Below are 16012 nucleotides of genomic sequence, written 5' to 3'. Positions count from 1 at the left end.
TAACTAAAAACGAGTACGGAAGGTGATCCAAGTGTTGTTGTCAGTATCACCACTAAAAATGATGATGTTGTCACTATCGACCTTGTAGCCCAGCTGCATTTCAGCAGAGAAATCTCGAGTGTTCTCACCATCCAATCCGTAGGTGTATTGGGGGGCGAGTAGAAGATAAAATTGGTCAGCAAAATCGTACTTTAGATAGTTGATACTGCTGATGATTTGCGTGTCCTCAAACTTATTATTCTCCTCCCACATTTGTCCGTACGTTATGGCGCTATAGAGTTTAAATTTGTCGCTTAACTTGAATGCTTGCATCACACCAATAGAGGCGTAGTTCGATGTTAGATCGTCGTTGGAGAAGTCGTGTCCAGCATCAACAAATAAGCCGGTGCCCGTTTTCTTATTGGGTGTGAAGAATCGTGCTCGATAGTTTTCAAAGTTGTTTTTGCCTTCCAGCTTACCCAACACACCCCAATCGCCACGATTCACGCCAAACTGGAAGGTAGCGCCAAGCCCTTTATTGCCCGCAATAATTTCACCTCCCGTATAAACAGCCATTGGATCAGCCATGTCACTGGCAGGTTCTTCTTGAGCGGAAACACTAAATGCAAAGGGGATAAGCGCAAAGATAGAGAGTGTAAAAGTGGAAAAGGTGCCCGTGAGCAGACGTAACGGTTTCTTCATATTATTGTCCGATAGTAAGGTGCGCTTGTTACAGCACACCTTGTATTAGTCGTATTTGGCGTTAGTCAGCAACCACTGATTTGTCTGCCATACCAATACCACCGGCTTTCTGTCTTGGTGGAAACGCTTTGAGTGACTTCTGATATTCCGCCGCTGATTTTTGCAGTTTTGGTAATACCCAAGACTTCTCTTTCATCCATAAGAACCAACCACGAGTATCAGGGCTACGCTCGTAAGGATCAGCCTTGATGTTGATGAGCATTCCTAGTGGCCACTCTTCAGGAGGCGCAATCCACTCCGTTTTGGTTTTTAGGTGCACTTTCCAATCATCCACTCGGAACGCATTCAAATCTTGCTCGTTGTAGAAGAAGAACTCATGACGTTGACTCGGCTCGCCTTTGGTCAACATATCCAGCTGGTTATAACCATCCAAGTGGACTTGGTAACGCTCGCCGTTTAACTCTTTTCCATCAAGCAGCTCTTGCTTAATGTCGCCTTCACCCACTGCAGCCATAATGGTTGGCACCCAGTCTTCAGATGTCATGAAGCCATCGGTGTATTCACCTTGAGGGATTTTATCTGGCCAGCTGACCAACATTGGCACACGGAAACCGCCATCCCATGTCGTGCCTTTTTGTCCTCTGAATGATGCAGAGCCGGAATCAGGCCAATGATCTAGGTTTACGCCGTTATCAGATGTGAAGAGAATGATGGTGTTGTCGATTTCGCCCAAGTCTTCAAGCTTATCGAGCAGCACACCGATCTGGTCATCAAGTTCGATCAAGCCATCGTAGTAAGTGTTGATTTGGCTCGCGCCTTGGTACTCCGGGCGCACGTGCGTTTTTTGGTGCATACGAGTCGGGTTGTACCACATGAAGTAAGGCTGTTCGTCATTCTCTGCTTCATGTCTATCAAGCCAGTTCGTAGCAAACTCCAAAAATTCGCCATCAACGGTTTGCATGCGTTTAGCGCCTAAAGGACCTTTATCTTCAATCGTTTGCTTTCCAACCACACCAAATCTTGGGTCTTCTTGCATGTCCACACTCTCGGTAGCAACAGTGTGAAGAACATTGCGAGGGCGACCTCTAAAGTTAGGGTCTGTTGGGAATTCCGGCTGTTCAGGCATCTCCATAACATTAAGGTGGTAAAGGAAACCGAAGAATTCATCAAAGCCGTGCACCGTTGGCAGATGACTATTGTTATCGCCTAAGTGACTTTTACCGACATGCACGGTCGCATAGCCTTTGTCTTTCAACATTTCGGCTAGGGTTGGATCTTCTTTTTGAAGGCCAAGTGAAGAGCCCGGCTGACCGACAGACGTTAAGCCTGTTCGGAAAGGGTATTGACCCGTGATAAAGGCAGATCGCCCCGCAGTAGAACTGCCTTGTGCGTAGTAATCGCTGACCATCATGCCGCGTTCGGCAATTCGATCAATGTTCGGCGTATCCACCGCGCCTAAACCACGGTGGTAAGCAGACAGATCCGTTGGGCTCACATCATCGAGCATGATGGCAACCACGTTGGGTTGGCTCGCTGCGTGTACATTGACGCTCGCCAGTACCGAAAGCGCCAGAGCGGATTTAACAAAAGACTTATACATTTATAACCCTCATTCACTATGAGTAAATCGCTGAAGTCACAACGAAAATTGTGCATGTCTCAGCGAACCATTGTTGAGGTAAATGGTATAAGAAAGACGCCAAAAATGGCTTGATAGCCACTATTACGATTCTTAATAGTGGCCGTTAGAAAGGGGAGTTATTTAAAGGGAATAGTAGCGTGATGCTAGGATTGAATAATCGACGTGATTTCTTTTTGAAGCCAATCCGTGAACGGATTATTGCGGTTTGCTTGATGAGTAAACAGTGCCAATTCTCGACGATAGGTATCTTTCAATAGTTCCGGCGGTAAATCGATACAACGATAAGAGTGATCAAGCAAATAGCGGCATTTCGACGATGTTACATAGATGAAGTCGCTGTCCTTAACGACTTCTAGCATCAAATTCATATTGTTGCTTCTGAGCCCGATGTGTTTATCTAAGTCGTATTTTTTGATCAACATTTCCGTCTTGGTCGGCTGAATGTAACCAGGGATCATATTGATACAGAGTGGGTATTTCAGAATGTCCTCAAGGGAATTGCCTTGAATTGGGTGGTCAGCTCTTAGCACCAACATGAACTTATCAAAACCAACTGGCCGTTCAGTCAGGGTTTTATTGACGTCCATAGGAAGATAGCTCACTCCCCAACACATTCGGTTGGTCTCTAGAGACTGGACGCCGTTATCTAACCAAGGTGAGCATTGGAACGTCACTTGCGGCGCTTCTTTGGTCAGCTTTTTGATTAGTGGCACACCCACTGGGATCAACAGCGGGGAAGGCAACATGATTTGAACCTCCCCTCTTAAATCTTCCAAGCCCCACTCATCATTGGGTATATAAAGGTTGTCTAGTTGCTCTAATAGCAGGGGCAAGGTTTCGATAAGCTTCAAGCATTTTGGGGTGGGTTCAAGCCTTGCTTTATCTCGAACAAACAACTCATCATCAAATTGTTCTCTGAGTTTACGAAGCATGACACTGATCGTCGGCTGACTTACGTTCAAGGCTTTGGCTGCACTCACCGTTTGACGAGTTTCATTAAGCACCAAAATGAGCCGTAGTAAGTTTAGGTCTTTGGTCATGCCCTACTCCAAATGATTTAGAAAAGTGGAAAGTACGCTGGCGAATACCCTTTTTTCATCGCTTCTACCATAGGCAATAATTTGGGTAATGCGTGACGAAAAAACATCTCATACCCTTGGCATAAATGATTCATCGGACTGCCATCTTCGGTTGTTGCTATTCTGTTTTTAGGACAACCACCTTGGCAGAGTTCAACAAAATCACAACGTCGGCAAGTGCTGTTTAACTCATCATATTTGTTGGTGCCAAACGCGATTTGTTCTGGTGAGCTCGCCATAGTTGCAAGCTTATCACTGTTCATGGTACCCAATTGATGATCTTGATACCCATAATGGTCACAACTGTAAACATTGCCGTCATGCTCAACCATTAATTGCTGTCCACAAGTCGCGCTGTGATGACACATTTGGCTTTGGTAGCCCATCAACACCATTAAACAGTTTTCAAAAAACTGGATATACACTTTACCGACATCATTGGCACTCCATGCATCAAACAAGTCGCAAAGAAATTGCCCCCATTGCTCCCCCGTTAACGACCAGTCGTGCCCTGTTCGCCTGTCCAACTCATGATCGATACAAGGCTGAAACTGCATGTAACCACTGCCATTTTCAACCAAAAACTGATAGATCGTTTTACCGTGTTTGTAGGTTTTATTGTTCACGACCGTTAACGTATTAAAATCAACATTGTGCTTCTTTAGATAAGACATCCCACGCATTGTGCGTTCAAAAGACGACTCGCCATTTTTGTCGATCCGAGCGATGTCATTCAGAATATTGGGCCCATCGATACTGATGCCCATCATGAAATTGTGTTTAGCAAAGAAACTCGCCCAGCGATCATTAATCATGGTTCCATTGGTCTGCATCGTATTCACGACTAGCTTGGTTGTCGCTTTGCTTGCCTGCGATTTCATCGCTGCCTCATAGAAATCGAGCCCTCTTAACATAGGCTCGCCACCATGCCAGATAAAGTCCACTTGCTGATCTTTCATTGGCTGCGCGTCGATATGAGCACCGACAATTTGCTCCATCATGTCCAAAGACATTGAAGATCTTTTATCAACATCTTGTCTATTGAGATAATAGCAGTAGCTACAATCCAGATTGCACTGAGCTCCTTCTGCTTTAATGAATAAGCTAAAAGGATAAGTAGATGTGTTCATATCGATTCCCGTACTTTTTTGCCAACATATCAACCGAAAATCAATCAAACAATAGCGCCCCAAGCACCCTACCTGCACACGTCGTAGAGTCGCTTCACCACCCTAAAACAATGTTAATTAAAACAAATACTTGAGGGGTGAAATTAGACTATTAACATCCTTAATATCGGCTATTACACTCCTTAATCTCACTTGCTCATATGATAAATGCCGAATTCTGTTCCTACGATCTAAGGTGTTCCATGAGAAAGCTCCTCTATAAGAAAAGTGTACTGACCAGTTTAGTGTGTTCTTTGTCCAGTATTATCGCGATGCCATCCCTTGCCCAACAATCTATTAATCCTGAAGAAGAGCTCGCTTACAACCTCGGTGTTCAAGCATTTATCTATGGTACAGGCCCATTAACCGTGGCAGCGGTTAGGCAAACGACCACATCTGTTGATGCGCCGATGGACAATGCCATGGCACCATTGAATGAGATGGGTAAAACACGCGTTCTATCCGGGCCTCAGGATAGAATTGTGCCTACCGTCAACAACGATACGCTCTACTCACAAGCTCACTACGATCTGGATTTATCGGGCCCAATGGTGATTGATATTCCTCGCACCGACAACCGTTACTACATTGTTCAGTTATTGGATGCTTACTCAGATTCGATTGAAGATCTGCACGTGAAGAATGTCGGCGACCAAGGTTCAAAAGTGCTTTTGGTCAACAAAGGATGGGCTGGCGAAGTGCCAGAGGGGATTGATCGTGTCGTAGAGTCTCGCACTCCTATGGTTTGGTTAATTCAACGAACGGGCGTGTTTGGCGAGCAAGACCTCAATGACGCGTTGGTTACTCACGATAAATTCCTCAGCTACCCACTTGATCAGCTTGGCGCAGAGCATGACATCGTAGAACTTAAAGCTTCGACAGGTCGCATCCCACCCATGGCGAGGCCTGAAGGGTTAGAGTGGTATTCGCTAATTGACCGTGAACTACGTAAAAACCCGATTCCAGAAGATGCTGCCATCGTTGATCAATTCCAGCAAATTGGTATTGGAGGATCGACCCCCTTTAACCCTGAATCACTAACTTCAGCACAGAAAAAAGGGCTAATGCGCGCGATTGAGTCTTCACAACAGATCATTCAATACGCAGGTCGAAGCATCGGTGATGTCAATAATGGCTGGTCGATGATGTACGAGGGTGGCCGTTACGGAAATGATTATCTGAGCCGAGCGAGCATCAATATACGTGCGGCTGGTTTGAATGTGCCAGAGCGAGCACTCTACCCAAACAGATACACGGACTCGAATGGCGAGCAGCTGTCGGGAGACAATCAATATCGAATGACCATGCCTGCCGATGCACCCGCTGACGCCTTTTGGTCTTTGACCATGTACGACGCTAAAAACCTGTTCATGGTTGAGAACTTCATTCAACGTTACTCCATCTCAACCAATCGTAAAGATGAGCTGAAATACGCAGAAGACGGCACCTTGCCAATATGCATTCAATACGTAAAACCGTCCGATCCAACGTGTAACTGGCTGCCAGCCCCTCAAGATGACTTCTATCTTCACATGCGCCTGTATGAGCCAACTCAAGCCGTTCTCGACAATGAATACCCACTGCCACAAGTTGAAAAACTCTAACCCCAATTAGGTCGATCAAGTCAATTGCCACGGCGTTCTTAATGTTCGCTCGTGGCAATTCGTTTTATCCCTAAATACATGACTCAAACTGCTAGCAACATAACTCATACACTGAAAATAAGGTTCTATTCTTGAAAACACCTTTCATCACACTGTCTCTGTTAGTTACAGGGATAGTCAGCTCTCTCGCTCACGCGGGAGGGTTAAATCTATCTCAGATTGCGACAACCAAAAGCGTCGGCACGGCAGGCACAGGGAACGTCACCGCGAACGATGCATCCGCTGTGATCACCAATGCTGCGGGGTTATCGGCTATTGAAGAAAGCGCTTGGATTCTCGGCGTTCAATACCTCGATGTTGAAACCACTTTTGTCCGTGACGATAACTCGGCTTCGACCACAGGAAGCAGCGCCGATGTTCTCCCTCACCTGTCTTACGCATCAAGACTCAATGACCAATGGGTCGTTGGCGCAGCATTGCACGCGGCAGGCGGTACTGGCGTCGAATACTCACACGGCGTTGGCGCACACCCCGCTTTATTGATCAAAGAAAACAGCATTTCGGCACTCAACTTAACGTCGTCATTGTCATATCAGGTCAATGAACAACTGTCTCTTGGTGGTTCTTTAATATTGCAGCACGCAGCGCTTGAGACTCAAGCTTTGAACGGTCGCGAACTTCAAGGAGATAGCCTTGATCTAGGGTTCGGCCTGAGTCTCAATCACCACATCAGTGACAACACACAATTGGGTGTCAGTTATCAGGGCCAATTTGATCACGACCTTTCCCTAGATAACGCCAACGTTTTTGGAATTAGCTCTGAACTGACGTGGGTTCGAAGCTTAAACTTAGGGTTGAAACATTCATTAAATGAAGACTTAAACCTTCTACTCAGCTCCAACATGGAGACATGGCAAGATTATGATGACAAATACTCAACCACCTACTCTCTTGGGATTGGTGTGGAATATGCATATGAGGATTGGTTGCTGTACAGCGGGCTGAGCGGTGACACGAGCCCTGTAAGTAGTCAAAACAGAGATGTGTTACTCCCGCTCGATAAACAGTGGCGTATCGGATTCGGTGCTGAGAAGAAGATATCCAATGACTTACATCTTGGGTTGAGCTACCAATACCAAGATTTAGGCCATGGTGAAATTAATGCTGACTCAGGACTATTTCAGCCTTCTGGCAGCTATTCGACCAACAGAGTTCACTTCATCACTTTGTCTCTTCGCCATTAAAGCGAACTCTTAAGCGTTCCATTCTAGCTTCTAACTTCTAACTTCTAACTTCTAACTTCTAACTTCTAACTTCTAGCAGGAAACGGTACGAAAAAAGGATTGGCTGTGACAGCAATCCTTTTAAATTCATGAATATCATTCCGCCAACCAGAAAGGCTCTAACGCCCTTTACGCTCATGGTAATTGTCGTTATTGTGATTCTCTACGTCATCATCACAAGGACTGTCTGAGAGTTATGAACAGCACGATTAAAACTATTCTGGGGCACCGCTCCATTCGTCAATATACAAATCAACCGATTGAAAAAGCACAACTTGATGTGATTATTCAGGCTGGCCTCGCGGCTTCATCATCGAGCTTACTGCAGGCTGTTTCTATCGTGAGAGTGACAGACAAAGAGAAGCGCAAGTTGCTAGCTGAATACGCAGGCAACCAAGCTTACGTTGAGAATGCGGCTGAGTTTTTAGTGTTCTGTATCGACTATCAACGCCACGCTCAAATCAACCCTGAAGTGAAAACCGACTTTACTGAACTGACCCTGATTGGCGCGGTCGATTCGGGCATCATGGCGCAAAACTGCATGCTGGCTGCTGAGTCTCTAGGTTTAGGTGGCGTATACATTGGCGGGTTACGTAACAGCGCACAACAAGTCGATGAACTGCTAGAACTGCCACAACACACCGCCGTATTGTTCGGAATGTGCTTAGGTCACCCGGCACAGCAACCAGAGGTGAAGCCTCGCCTTCCAGCTCACGTGGTGATGCACGAAAACCAATACCAACCGCTGAGCCTAGATGAAATTGCCAGCTACGATGATTCAATGCAGAGCTACTACGCAAGCCGTTCAAGCAACCAAAAGCAGAGTAGCTGGTCCCAGCAGATCACGCAAAAACTGTCTGGCGAATCTCGCCCGCATATCCTGCCTTACTTAAACAGCAAGCAGCTGACCAAGCGTTAAGCCGTTAAGCCGTTAAGCCGTTAAGCCGTTAAGCCGTTAAGCCGTTAAGCCGTTAAGCCGTTAAGCCGTTAAGAGCTTGCAACAAACCACAGCAAACAACAGTACAAACAAAAATGTCAGCGTAATATACGCTGACATTTTTATTTATCCGGAGGCGGCTAGCTTACAGATATTTCTCAATCGGTAACAACTGTAGGAAACCTGATTGCATGCGTTCCCACTTACCCGTTTCTGGTTCGCTGTCCCAGCTTTGATCGCCTGAATACCAATACACATCACCGTCTTCCAGTTCCAAACGCCAGCTATTGTCGTCACTCATTGCTTGCTCAATAGTTTTTGCTAACGTTTCAGCAATCTCTTTATTCTCGATGATCAAAACCGATTCAGTATTGAGGTAGGTAGAACGCAAGTTGAAGTTAAATGAACCGATGCTCGCGATGCTGCGGTCGAATACGACTGATTTTGCGTGCAAGCCATAGGCCGTCTCAGGTGCACATTTAGACACGTCTTGAGTCGATGCTTCACACAGCTTGGATTCTGGTTTTAGCTCAAACAGGTCGATGCCATGCTCCAACATGTCGTAACGTCTGCCCGCATAAGCGGAGTGATTAGTCACCAGATCATTAGACGCCATAGAGTTCGTTAGCGCTTTTATCTCAACGCCCTTGTTGTTCAATACCTGCCACTCTTCAAGCTGACCATCATCGAATACAAGGTAAGCGGATTCCAGCAAGATCTCTTGTTTCGATTCGCTCGCCAGTTTTCCAAGAAGGATCGCGGTTGCTTTCGGTTCATCGGTATTATCTGAGTCATCAGGGACGGGCTGATCGTAAACAAAGCGCGCATTCACCCATGTCATCTCACCAATCACCTCTTTCAGTAAGCTATCCGCAGCCTTACGATCTAATGGTAATTCAGGGTAATTTTGATAATGCGGAACGACAATATTATCTATCTTTGAGAGATCAGGTTGCTCGTCATCACCCAGCATATCGACAGGGTAAGACCAACGGCTGTTCCAGTATTCAACAAAACTGGTTTGGATGGTGTTAACTACCGAGCCCATGACTAATACATCGCGGTCTCGGAAATTGATTTCATCAGAAAGGTCAAAATATTCATCACCGATATTACGGCCGCCAACCACAGACAAAGTGCCATCGACGGTAAACGATTTATTGTGCATACGGCGATTTAAGCGAGAAAAGTCACCGACAAAGCTCAGCCATTTACTGAAGCCACGGCGTGTTGGTGTTGGATTGAAGATACGAATCTCGACGTTCGGGTGCGCATCCAGTGCCGACAGCAAACCTTCACGTTCGTTGAGGTTGATATCATCCAGCATTACACGAACCTTCACACCGCGCTCGGCCGCGGCTAACAAACGACTGGCTAAGTAACTGCCCGATTCGTCAGAGTTCCAGATGTAGTATTGAATGTCGATGGTGTGCTCGGCACTTTCGACCAGTGCTAATCGCTGTGCCAAAGCATCCCAACCAGACTCTTGCAGACGAACCGCAGTAGTGCCTTGATCTAAAGCTTCAGGCTGAAATTCATTGGTTAGAACCGATAAAGAACTAGGTGCAGGAGAGGTTGGCGGTTCTGTTGGATGATCGATGCCTTCAGGAAGTGAAGAACACCCACCTAAAACGGCGATTAAGATTAACGTTAAACTGATGCGTTGGAGCACAGGCATGTATCTGACTTCCTTTTCACGATGGCGTCTTTAGAAACTTTCCGGACAGCTTTTCAATGAACAAGCTATTCCGATCTATTCATTGATTATTACTGCTAAAGCCTGAAATTTATAGGTAATTATCCAGTATAAATTTAAAGGTCAGTAAATTGCCTACAGATCACTTAAGTTGAGTGAGTGCCAAACAGTATAAACTCAGCGGCTTTTCGACCATTTCAATGGTGAGTTCAGTTCGGTCTGGGTTGCAGTTCAACGCCAAAGCGTAGCCGTGTAAATAATCCACCAGCAAATCCAACGCGTTTTTGGTTTGCTCATCGGTTAACGCTAACGGGCTCAACACCGCTTCAAAGCGTTCACTAAATACTTCCATTGGCCCGAGGGATTTCATGGTCAATAAGGTCTCTAACAAGCCTCTATATTCGTTGAGCATCGACAAGTAACTCACACTGAGCCGATATAGGTTATCTTGCCAGTCTTGATTCAGCTCTGGCTGTGCCACTTCTTCAATCAAAGAAACTGTGATTGCCTCAAGCAGATCGTTTTTGTTTTTGAAGTAATAGTATATAGCCATCGCATCGACCCCGAGTTCCGTCGCGAGCCCTCGAATACTTGGCACTTTGCCACTCTCTCGCATCATGCTTTTAGCAATAGTGAGAATTCTCTCGGCGCTGAGTTGGCTTGACCCACTCTTTGGTCGACCTCGTTTCTGATCCTTGACAGTCATACCGTCACCTTTTAAACTTTATTTCTACACTGTAGAATATTTTAATTTATTACTGTGTAGATGCCAAGTTTCTCATCGATATCGGAGTTAAAAATGTCAAATATTGTATTCATCGCAACCAGCCTTGACGGTTACATTGCAGACAAGCAAGGCGGCTTAGATTGGCTGCAAGCGAATCCAAATCCAGACGGTGACGACATGGGTTACAACGCCCACACCGATCGTATCGATGCACTGGTCATGGGACGAAATACAATGGATATGGTGTTGAGCTTTGGTATCGATTGGCCTTACAGCAAGCCAGTCTATGTACTGAGCAACACTTTAAGTGAAGTACCTCAAGACCTTGAAGGTAAAGTATTTCTGATGAAGGGCGAGCTTAAAAAGATTGTCGCGGATTTGAATAACAAAGGCCTAAAGAACTTGTATATTGATGGCGGCATCACCATTCAAAACTTCATGAAAGAAGACCTGATTGATGAGCTGATCATCTCGACCATTCCAGTCTTACTTGGTGGTGGGTCTCCGTTATTTGGTGACTTAGTATCTCCCGTCGATTTTACATTGAAAGACGTCACGACGTACCTTGATGAGATAGTGCAAACTCATTACTTACGTAAGCGCTAGAAAGCCTTAGCTACACAGTCAGATAATAGCTTCTAATGTTCTCTAAACTTATTCGGCTTATATTCTATTGACAATATAAGCCGACATTGACACTCTATAATGCTGCGTTGATTTTACCGCACTAACTGTAATGCAGTTCTAACTTTTTAAGATAGGTAAAATATGAACTTCCCAAGTACTCTTCCAGCACCTCACAAAGCACTTCTTATCAAAGTGATTGATGTCCTGTCTCAAGACCCTCGAATCTGTGGTATTGCCGCAAGTGGTTCTTTTGGTTCTGATTCTATGGATAAATACAGCGACTTAGATTTTGTCATCGCGGTAAACCCAGCCGACTACAACAGCGTGATGCAAGAACGATTCGGCATCCTTGACCAGATCGGTGGTAAAGTCGCCGCCTTCACGGGCGAACACGTAGGTGAACCACGTTTAATTGTGTCGATATTCGGTCCTGAGCCAGTGCACGTCGATTTCAAATTCGTCTCTCTGCCAGACGCAGCAGCACGAGTCGATAACAACCACGTGTTGTGGGAGCGAGACAGCTTATTAACCGACGTATTCTGTACAGCAGAACCAGATTACCCTCAGCCAAACCCGCAATGGATTGAAGACCGTTTCTGGATCTGGACTCACTACGCTGCAACAAAAATTGCTCGTGGCGAATACTTTGAGACCATTGAATTCTTATCATTCCTGCGTCAAAACGTATTGTCTCCACTGGCACTAAAGCAGGCGGGTTTAACGCCCTCTGGCGTGAGAAAAATTGAAGCACGCTTGCCAGAATTTGCACAAGAACTCGCTAAAACCGTTTCAATGCCAGAACGTGATGCGTTGATTCCCGCTTTAAACCAAGCGGTAAAGCTCTACCTAGAATTAAGAAGCAACGAGCAAGTATCTGTAGATGAACATGCTCAGTCGTTTTGCCTTCAATACGTACAAGACGAATTGAGCTAACGCGACTAAAAATGCAGCAATCAGTCTGGCTCAATTGCTAATACACCTTAAACGCCGAAAGTATGAAAGCTATCGGCGTTTTCATTTTTGCGCATCAAAAGCTCCCTCTCACTGGCTTTCAAATCCTTCTTATTCATCTCTCTGCACTAACGCCTTTCCTATTAAAAGCCGACCTAAAGTAGTACCCTTTATCGTCTCTCATTCTTGATGGTAGCTGGATATTATGAAGCTTTTGGTCGATCGCACTGGTGAACAGTTTTTAGAAATTCTGCAAGAATCTGGAGACACGCTGACGGTTCAATTCATTACCAATGAAGGCAATCGAAAGGGTAAGCCGTTCCAAGATAACTTGAGTGGATTGTTCCTCACAGGGTGGAAGCCGCGCACCACTTCAACCGCCATCGGATTAGAACGCTTTAAGCAAGGCAAACTTGAAGATCCCAAAGTGAGTTTCGCATTGCACCAACTCTATCCACTCGGTCGAGACGTAAAATTACCTTCTGGAGATGTAGCGACCGTTGCCAGCTACGCCAATACCCACAGTGATGGCTACTACATGTATGTACGCCTTAACGATGAGTTAAAACGCCTGAAGATGACGCCAGAATGGGAACTGCTTCCTTCTGTTGTAAGACTCGCTCTACCATATTACCCAGCCCCACGAAGCCAACAAGAACTCGACAACATTGATGACTTTGATTCTTGGGCGGGAGGGTTCTAACACTCCTCACCTACGCCGAGTAGCACATAATACCCAAGCTATTATCAATTATTTTTTGAAAATAATTCAAATGTAGCACTGTTTATCGTTTCAAATATTCCTACTATTATTTATCCATCGACACAGACTGCAGCTCAATGGACAAAGAGTGGCGCTGTATACACAGACAAATCACCATTTCGGTGAAAAATAATATAGGTACGAACATGACTCAGCTAACTATCGTCGCAAACATCGTCGCTAACGAAGACAAAATTGAATTGGTTAAAGCAGAGCTGCTAAAACTGATTGATATTACTCGCGCTGAAGAAGGCTGTATCAACTACGACCTTCACCAAGACAATGAAAACCCAGCACATTTCACTTTCTACGAAAACTGGACATCACGTGAACTTTGGCAAACACACATGGGTAATACCCACCTTGCTGAATACATGGCAGCAACCGAAGGTAGTGTTACGTCATTTACACTTAACGAGATGACTAAGATCGCTTAAGTGTGAATAAAAGCTAGCTACGAGCCTCCAAGTATCCAGCCCTACAGTCTTTACTGTGGGGCTTTTTAGTTACTTTTGTTTTACCGTTTTTCTTATACAATGGTCTCTTATCCCCTCTGAAAATAGGCTCCGAGCTAATCACTTTATGCTGATCACTGAAGATGATATTTACTATACATCACATATCCTCGACTTCTTATCTGAAAACGGAGAAGCCTTGTCCTTTCGTAAGCATACAATTAAGAAAAGCGATCCTATATTTCAACAGGGGCAAGAGATAAACGACATCATCTTCATTACTGGGGGAGCTATTTCGTTGTCTCGCAGTTCACGTTACGGTCGTCGATATCAGGTAGGGACATTCAACCACAATGGTTTTCTTGGGCTTATGGAGTTGTTTTCAGGGAAACCCTGCTTCTACTCAGTGAAAGCAGAATCTGATTGTGAAGGATTCATTATGAATGGAGCGATGTTTGCCGAGCTCATCTGTCAAACCCCTACCTTGGCAGCACATACTTTTAAACACCTCACCTCCAAATGGTATTTATCGGTCGAGAGAATGTCGCGTAATATTCTCCACTCAATCACCTATTGTGTAATTGATGATTTGTTGCAGTTTCACAGTATGAATCCAGACAAAGATTACATCGTAAACAAAAGCTTAGAGTGTGAACGACTAGGCACAAGCCTGCGCGTTTACAATCGAATTTTAAAGCAATTGAATGACAGCGGCGCGATTTCCGTTACAAGAAAAAGTATTCGAATCATCAACCTAGAAAAACTCGAAGCGACTCGTTTGAAAGAGTCCGAAAAGCAATAACGCCACTCACACTCGTTTCAGCGGTTTCCACAAACAAAAACGGTGGCACATAGGCCACCGTTATTTCGACTATCAATAGTCACTAGCTTGAACGAACTATGGGTTAGTTCCAGAGTTCATGTTTAATTATGTCCTCAGTGGTGAAGTTAGGGTAAGCCATCTTCCACATGTTCAAGCCAGAATATTCATCACTGGAGTATTGAGCAAAAAACTCATCCAGCGCTTTTGTCATCGTATCTTGAACCGCTTGACGTGGTGGCTCTGCGATATACGCCTCCCCCATAGGGTTACTCAAATCATACCAATGATCGATCGGCTCATTTTTCTTATTGTAGTAACGCACCAACTTCCAATGACCGTTAGTGATCATTCGTGCATTGCCACGCTCTGAGAATTGGTACTGACGCCAATCACGAACGCGCTCACCCTTCATCATAGGTAACAAAGACTTGCCTGGGCCATAGCTCGTATCATAACCTTTACCTTTGCTGGCGAGCTCCATGATGGTGGTATGCAGATCTAAGATATCAACAAACTCACCACGCACTTGTTTCTGACGCACCATGCCTTCAGGGCCTTTGATGATGAAAGGCACGCGAATCGTCTCTTCATAGAAATTGTATGGGAAGCTGGCGTTGATCTTACCGTATAAGCCATATTGCCCCATCAACAAGCCATGATCAGAAACAAAAGCGATCACGGTATTATCCATCAAACCACGTCCCTCTAAACCATCGATCAACTGGCCGACTTGTTCATCCAGTAAAGTCACTGCAGCCAGATACTGCGCCAGCTTCTCTTCATGATCAGACGGCACCAAGGTATAAGCACTCATGTGTTCGAGTACTGAATTCCCACCGTAAGACACCACTTTATGGGCAATATCGCGGTATTTCTCTACCAATCGTTCTGGTAAACCTTCAAAGGGGAAATGCGGCTCAACATAGTTAAGGCTAACAAAGAAAGGCTTATCACTTGGCTCATCAATGAACTTGATCGTCTCTTTAGTTAAGAACTGAGCTTGAATACCTGTGTGCTCTTCGTTTTCGCCATCACGAGAAAACAACACAGTTCCAGAATGGAGGTATTGGTTTTTCCAACCCGCTTCTAACGCGTCGTAACTCAACCAACGATCAAAACCGCGAATCGGATCTTTACTATCAGTCGTGGCGTGCCATTTACCAATTAATGCAGTGCGATACCCTTCCTCTTGCAAGCGCTCAGACAACAGTTTTTCGCCATCCAACCAATCAGCATCGTACTTAGGGTCTTCAGCTAAGAAGTCATACACACCATGCTGAGAGGGCATTTTACCGGTATGAAAAGAAGCGCGAGCGGCGGAGCTCACCGGTGCTGGTGTCATACCATTTTCGAAGCGAACACCTGTCTCAGAAAGATATTCTAGATTCGGGGTTTCAACATATTGGTTATGATGGCTCGTGGCCCAATCACCAAGATCGTCGGCCATAATGACCACAATATTCGGTTGTTGGGGTTGTTTGACTTCTTCAGCGATAACACTGCCTGAGCAGGTCATTGCCGCAAGCGCGAACGCTTTTGAAACCGCACTAAGCGGAAATTTTTTCATGTTCGACT

General features: G+C 45.2%; 15 protein-coding genes. 8 read left to right on the top strand and 7 right to left on the bottom strand.

Annotated features, from left to right (window positions below; all coding sequences use genetic code 11):
- Window positions 1-3: 3 nt before the first annotated feature.
- From HRQ85_RS02675 to HRQ85_RS02660, 4 genes are all read right to left on the bottom strand, one after another.
- Complete coding sequence (locus HRQ85_RS02675; protein WP_048609900.1) at window positions 4-681, bottom strand: hypothetical protein; 678 nt, start codon at window positions 679-681, stop codon at window positions 4-6.
- Between the two features lie 61 nt (window positions 682-742).
- Entirely contained in the window at window positions 743-2281 is a 1539-nt protein-coding gene (locus HRQ85_RS02670) for a sulfatase-like hydrolase/transferase (protein ID WP_172378614.1), read from the bottom strand.
- Window positions 2282-2466: 185 nt separating this feature from the next.
- Window positions 2467-3363, bottom strand: a complete 897-nt coding sequence (locus HRQ85_RS02665; protein ID WP_172378613.1) for a LysR family transcriptional regulator — start codon at window positions 3361-3363, stop codon at window positions 2467-2469.
- A 17-nt stretch (window positions 3364-3380) separates the two neighbouring features.
- Window positions 3381-4532, bottom strand: coding sequence for an anaerobic sulfatase maturase (locus HRQ85_RS02660; protein ID WP_172378612.1), 1152 nt, complete (start codon window positions 4530-4532; stop codon window positions 3381-3383).
- A 242-nt stretch (window positions 4533-4774) separates the two neighbouring features.
- Here HRQ85_RS02660 and HRQ85_RS02655 point away from each other — a divergent pair, with 242 nt between their 5' ends.
- The 3 genes from HRQ85_RS02655 to nfsA all read left to right on the top strand — a co-directional run bounded on the left by HRQ85_RS02655 (window position 4775) and on the right by nfsA (window position 8377).
- Window positions 4775-6175 (top strand): DUF1254 domain-containing protein, encoded by a 1401-nt coding sequence (locus HRQ85_RS02655; RefSeq protein WP_172378611.1) that lies wholly within the window; start codon window positions 4775-4777, stop codon window positions 6173-6175.
- 131 nt (window positions 6176-6306) lie between these two features.
- Window positions 6307-7419 carry an OmpP1/FadL family transporter gene (locus tag HRQ85_RS02650; protein ID WP_172378610.1) on the top strand — a complete coding sequence of 371 codons (1113 nt, stop codon included), beginning with the start codon at window positions 6307-6309 and terminating at the stop codon, window positions 7417-7419.
- Window positions 7420-7654: 235 nt separating this feature from the next.
- Window positions 7655-8377 (top strand): oxygen-insensitive NADPH nitroreductase, encoded by a 723-nt coding sequence (nfsA, locus tag HRQ85_RS02645; protein ID WP_172378609.1) that lies wholly within the window; start codon window positions 7655-7657, stop codon window positions 8375-8377.
- A 163-nt stretch (window positions 8378-8540) separates the two neighbouring features.
- On the opposite strand, the gene HRQ85_RS02640 is transcribed toward nfsA, so the two are convergent.
- Both HRQ85_RS02640 and HRQ85_RS02635 read right to left on the bottom strand, forming a co-directional pair.
- Complete coding sequence (locus HRQ85_RS02640) at window positions 8541-10073, bottom strand: phospholipase D family protein (RefSeq protein WP_172378608.1); 1533 nt, start codon at window positions 10071-10073, stop codon at window positions 8541-8543.
- Between the two features lie 160 nt (window positions 10074-10233).
- Window positions 10234-10797: a TetR/AcrR family transcriptional regulator gene (locus HRQ85_RS02635; RefSeq protein WP_172378607.1), complete on the bottom strand. Its 564-nt coding sequence runs from the start codon at window positions 10795-10797 to the stop codon at window positions 10234-10236.
- 60 nt (window positions 10798-10857) lie between these two features.
- Between HRQ85_RS02635 and HRQ85_RS02630 the strand changes: the two genes are divergently transcribed.
- From HRQ85_RS02630 to HRQ85_RS02610, 5 genes are all read left to right on the top strand, one after another.
- A complete protein-coding gene (locus tag HRQ85_RS02630) occupies window positions 10858-11424 on the top strand; it encodes a dihydrofolate reductase family protein (RefSeq protein WP_172378606.1) in 567 nt (188 codons plus the stop codon).
- Between the two features lie 162 nt (window positions 11425-11586).
- Window positions 11587-12378 carry an oxalate:formate antiporter gene (locus tag HRQ85_RS02625; RefSeq protein ID WP_012600111.1) on the top strand — a complete coding sequence of 264 codons (792 nt, stop codon included), beginning with the start codon at window positions 11587-11589 and terminating at the stop codon, window positions 12376-12378.
- A 223-nt stretch (window positions 12379-12601) separates the two neighbouring features.
- Window positions 12602-13099 (top strand): hypothetical protein, encoded by a 498-nt coding sequence (locus tag HRQ85_RS02620; RefSeq protein ID WP_172378605.1) that lies wholly within the window; start codon window positions 12602-12604, stop codon window positions 13097-13099.
- Between the two features lie 206 nt (window positions 13100-13305).
- The gene (locus HRQ85_RS02615) at window positions 13306-13596 is read left to right on the top strand and encodes a putative quinol monooxygenase (protein WP_017062386.1); all 291 of its coding nucleotides are present in this window, start codon (window positions 13306-13308) and stop codon (window positions 13594-13596) included.
- A 145-nt stretch (window positions 13597-13741) separates the two neighbouring features.
- Window positions 13742-14416 (top strand): Crp/Fnr family transcriptional regulator, encoded by a 675-nt coding sequence (locus HRQ85_RS02610; protein WP_172378604.1) that lies wholly within the window; start codon window positions 13742-13744, stop codon window positions 14414-14416.
- Between the two features lie 103 nt (window positions 14417-14519).
- Here the strand turns inward: HRQ85_RS02610 and HRQ85_RS02605 are convergent, their stop codons facing one another.
- Window positions 14520-16004: a sulfatase family protein gene (locus HRQ85_RS02605; protein ID WP_172378603.1), complete on the bottom strand. Its 1485-nt coding sequence runs from the start codon at window positions 16002-16004 to the stop codon at window positions 14520-14522.
- Between the last annotated feature and the right edge of the window lie 8 nt (window positions 16005-16012).

The sequence above is a fragment of the Vibrio sp. Vb339 genome (genome assembly GCF_902751245.1).
Taxonomy (GTDB): domain Bacteria; phylum Pseudomonadota; class Gammaproteobacteria; order Enterobacterales; family Vibrionaceae; genus Vibrio; species Vibrio coralliirubri.
Note: the sequence above shows the minus strand (reverse complement) of the source record. Positions and strands in the feature narration are given on the sequence as shown.